Here is a 5,275-nt window from a genome sequence, read left to right on the forward strand (position 1 = left end):
TTAGTAAGTGGTGCGAGCACGAGCCTAGACATCGATGTAAGCGGCTACAACTACTCAACTCTAGCCCCTACAAAAGAGCTTAGCAAGTCTCAGATAAAACTAAACAAAAGCGTCTATAAAAAAGGCGACGAGCTAAGCGCAGACATAAGCTCAGCCATAAGAGAAGGCATCGCGCTTGTCACGCTTGAAGATGCAGGTGTCAAAGCCTACAAGGTCGTCAAGATCAAAAACAACTCAGCAAACGTTAAATTTAAACTTGACTTTGACTTTAACGGCCTTTACGTGAGTGCAAATATCTACCGCATGACTGACGCTGGGCTAACTCCGTTTAGAACCTACGGCAAGGTCTATGCAAACGGCGATAAATCTTCAAGAAAGATAGAACTTAGCTTAGAAGCGCCAAAAAGCGCAAAGAGCGATGAAAATATCAAAATTTCACTAAAAACAAAGCCAAAAGCTTATCTGAATTTATTTATCACAGATGTTGGCGTGCTTGATATCACATCGCAAAAACCAGCCGATCCGCTTAAGTTTTTTGACAAAATTTTACCTGATGGCATCTTTGACTACGACATTTACAATATGCTCACAAACTACAAGGTCGAGGGCAAAACGCTAAGCTTTGGCGGTGATGCCGCGGCGATGGCTGTGGCGGCGAAAATGGCAAAACACGCAAGCCCAGTTGATAGCAAAAATGTAAAAACTTATGCAAATTTAGTGAGCCTTCAAGCGGACGACAAAGGCGAAATTTCATACGAATTTAAAACGCCAAATGGCTTTAACGGCGCTGTTAGAGTAGATGCTGTGGCAAATGACGCAACTGCAATGAACGCCGTAAATAGCGAGATAAAAGTAAAAGATGATGTGATCATTAAGCCAAGCGCTTTAGTTTATCTTTTAAAAGGCGATGAATTAAGCGCAAATTTAAGGCTTATAAATACAACAAATACGGACAAAAACCTTACTATAAACATCGTAACAAGCAAAAATTTAAACATCAAAACGCAAGAAAAAGCCAACCTTAAGCCGCTTGAAAACAAGGCGTTTGTGCTTAAAATTTCAGCCCTTGAAACAGGTGCTGGCGAATACAATGTCACAATAAGCGACAAAAATGGCTCAAAAACGCTTCAAAATTTACTAGATGTCGTTAGCCCTTATACGATCAGCACCTACGCAAAAAGTAGCGTCTTTGGCAAAGAGAGTAAAATTTCACTTCCAAAAGGCTATCACGATGTGAGTGTTGATGCGTCAAGCTCGGTCTCAAGCGTGCTTTTAGCAGCTTCAAAGAATTTAGTAGAGTATCCTTACGGATGCGCGGAACAAAGGAGCTCAAGACTGCTTGCACTTTTAAATTTAAAACCAAAAGATGAGCTTGAAAAAGGGGATCAAAAGAGATTTATCGTTAGCGGCATAGATGAGTTAGTTAAGATGCAAAAACCAGACGGCAGCTTTGGCTACTGGAGCGATCTAGGCGAGACAAATGCATTTGCAAGCATCTTTGCAACTGATGTTTTACTTGATCTTAGCGAGGCTGGATATGAGGTAAGCAAAGGCGTCAAACAAAATGCGCTAAACTCTCTCTTAAAATACGCAAATAACGACCTTGAGGCACTTTACGCTCTTTATGTAAGCTCACGTGCAAATATGGCTGACAGATCGATCTTAAATAAAATTTACGACGACAAAGCCTACAATAAAACAGCACTAAGTAAATACCTAATGGCAGCAGCTCTAAAGCTAAACGGCCTAAATGACGAGGCAAAGGTCGCGCTAAAAGATATCAAAAATGCTAAAACAAGCGAAGAAAATGCATCTGATTTTAGCTCAAAAGTAAGAGATAACGCCTTTATCTTATACTTGCACGCAAAATACTTTGAGAAAGACGACTACTCAGATGATCTTGCAAATTTCTTGATAGTAAATTTAAATGAGCTAAGCTCAACGCAAGAGCGTGCATTTACGCTAAGAGCGCTAAATGCATACTTTGGCAAAGATAACGGCGAGAAAAATAATAAATTTAAGCTTAGCTACAACGGCGAAAATAAAGAATTTGACGGCCTTTTAAGCACCTCTTTTACGACAAAGGATGGAAATTTCACTATTACACCACTAGGCTCAAACAAGCTCTACGCAACTATCTTAAGCTACGCTTATGTGCCACTTGAGATCAAGCATAAAATAGAGCCAAAAGAGCTTGACATCTACCGCGTCTTTGTCGATGAAAAAGGCAAAGAGCTAGGTCTTGACAGCCTAAAAGTAAATGACGTCATCTACTCAAAAGTGGTGATAAGCTCAAAAACAATGGTTAAAAACGGCGTTATCAACGAGATCGTAAGTAGTTGCTTTGAGCCGATAAATGAAAATTTAAGTAACTTTAGCAAGAGCTTAAAAAACAGCTTGCAAGTTGAGTATAAAAGCATAAAAGATGACCGCGTGTTAAGCTTTTACACGCTAAGTAACGACGAAAAAGACGCCGTGCTTTACACACCTTATAGAGTAAGACTTGGCGGTAAATGCTCGCTTGGTGCAGTCACAACCGAAAATATGTACAACGAAAGACAAAACGACTACGACCTAGCCGTGAGAAGCTTTAACGTTAAATAGCTATTTAAACTCTGGGGCGTTTAACCGCCCCAAGCCCATATTTCCCTACTTTTGCAAAGATTTTTTTAAACAAATTTTAGATAACATTAAGTATTTTTTAAACGAAACTGAGGAGATAAAAGTGGCAGAATTTTACAATGCAAAAGAGATAGAAGACAAATTTTATAAAATTTGGGAAGAACGCGGATATTTCGAGATAGACGCAAACAAAGATATCCAAAAAGATGGACGTAAATTTTGCATTATGATGCCACCTCCAAACGTGACTGGCTCGCTTCACATCGGACACGCCCTAACCTTCACACTTCAAGATATCATGACTCGCTACAAGAGGATGGACGGCTACAAGACACTTTGGCAGCCAGGCCTCGACCACGCTGGTATCGCTACTCAAAACGTCGTTGAAAAGCAGCTTTTGGCTCAAGGGATCAAAAAAGAAGAGCTTGGCCGTGAGAAATTTGTAGAAAAAGTGTGGGAGTGGAAGGAAAAAAGTGGCGGTATGATCGTTCATCAAATGCGAAAACTAGGCATCACTCCGGCTTGGTCACGCCAGAGATTTACTATGGATGAGGGCTTAAGAAAAGCTGTGAAAAAAGCCTTTGTAAATTTATACGACAAAGGGCTAATTGTCCAGAAAAACTACATGATAAACTGGTGTACGCACGACGGCGCACTCTCTGACATCGAGGTCGAACACAAAGGAAATAAAGGCAAGCTTTATCATTTGAGATACTACTTTGCAGATAAGCCAAGCGAATTTGTTGTTGTGGCTACAACTCGTCCTGAAACATACTTCGGTGACACGGCCGTAATGGTAAATCCAAACGACGAGCGCTATAAAAATTTAATCGGCAAAAAAGTGGTGCTACCTATCATAAATAGAGAGATCGAGATCATCGCGGACGAGCACGTCGATATGGAGTTTGGAACAGGCCTTGTTAAGGTCACGCCTGCGCACGATCAAAACGACTACGAGGTTGGCAAAAGGCACGACCTTGAGTTTATCACTGTATTTGACGAAAAGGGCATTTTAAATGACAAGTGCGATAAATTTGCAGGTCTTGAGAGGCTTGAGGCTAGAGATATCGTAGTGGCCGAGCTTGAAAAACTTGGCAATGTTGAAAAGATAGAAGACTACGAAAACCAAGTAGGTTACTGCTACCGCTGCAAAAACGTCGTCGAGCCATATATCTCAAAGCAGTGGTTTGTCAAAAAAGAGATCGCAGACGAAGCGATACAAAAAGTATCAGAGGGTCTTGCTAAATTTTACCCGCCACACTGGATAAACAGCTTTAATGCGTGGATGAGAGAGCTAAGAGACTGGTGTATCTCACGCCAGCTTTGGTGGGGACATCAAATTCCAGTATTTTACTGCGATGATTGCGGTCATATGTGGGCTGACGAGGGAGAGCCATGCGAGTGCAAAAAGTGTAAAAGTAAAAATTTCCACCAAGACCCAGACGTGCTAGATACGTGGTTTAGCTCTGGTCTTTGGCCATTTAGCACGCTTGGCTGGGGCAATGAAAATGAGCTAAAAAATGAAAAATGGTTTGAAGGCGATTTGGCTGAGTTTTATCCAAACAACCTCCTCATAACTGGCTTTGATATATTATTTTTCTGGGTTGCTAGGATGATGTTTCAGGGTGAAAATGCCCTTGGCAAGCTGCCGTTTGACGACATCTACCTACACGCGCTTGTAAAAGATGAGTTTGGCAGAAAGATGAGTAAAAGCCTTGGTAACGTCATCGACCCACTTGATAGCATAAATGAGTATAGTGCCGATATATTGCGCTTTACACTAACTCTTCTAGCCGTTCAAGGACGTGATATCAAGCTAAGCGACGCCAAGATGAAGCAGGTAAGAAATTTCACCAACAAGCTTTATAACGCTAGTAAATATCTAATGCTAAATGAGAGTAAATTCCCAAATTTAGAGGATATCAAGCTTGAAACAAAGCTTGGAATTTATATGAATAGCCGCTTTAATGAGTGCGTGAGAGAGGTGCGTGAAAACATCGACGCATACCGCTTTAATGACGCTGCAAACACACTTTATAAATTCCTTTGGGATGAGTTTTGCGACTGGGGCATCGAGCTTAGTAAGGCTGATAAAGCGAGTGTAAAAGAGCTTGGAAGCATATTTAAAGAGGCGATGAAACTACTAAATCCTTTCATGCCGTTTCTCTCAGAGTATCTATTTCAAGAGCTTAGCGGCACACAGCTTGAAAATGCAAAGTCAATAATGGTGATGAACTATCCAGAGGTAAAAGAGCGAAATTTAGAGGTTGAGAAGAAATTTGAGCTAGTTATCGAGGCGATCGTCGCTATTCGCCGTGCAAAAGCTACTATCGATCTTGGCAACTCAAAGATCGCAAAAGCCTTTGTTAAATTTAATGAAAAAATAGACCTTGACGAGGTAAAAGAGTATATCAAACTGCTTGCAAAATGCGAAGAGATCGGCTTTGTAGATGAAAAAATAGAAAACTCAATAAGAGATGTGAGCGAAAATTTAGAGGCATTTGTCCCGCTTGAAGGGCTTGATATGAGCGGTATCATCACAAGGCTAAGGTCTCAAAAGACAAAGCTTGAAAAAGAGATAGCCAAACTCTCAGGCATGCTAAATAACCAAAATTTCGTGGCAAATGCGCCAAAAGATGTGATAGAGACAAAC

At 40.9% G+C, this 5,275-nt stretch carries 1 protein-coding gene and 1 pseudogene; both read left to right on the forward strand.

From position 1 onward, the window contains the following. A pseudogene (locus tag Q0296_RS09325) lies at positions 1-2,604 on the forward strand (alpha-2-macroglobulin); the annotation flags it as partial. A 121-nt stretch (positions 2,605-2,725) separates the two neighbouring features. Beyond that, positions 2,726-5,275: valine--tRNA ligase (locus Q0296_RS09330; protein ID WP_298039773.1), on the forward strand; the 2,550-nt coding region annotated here is incomplete at its 3' end.

The organism is uncultured Campylobacter sp., from assembly GCF_937890585.1.
In the GTDB taxonomy this organism is placed as follows: Bacteria; Campylobacterota; Campylobacteria; order Campylobacterales; family Campylobacteraceae; genus Campylobacter_A.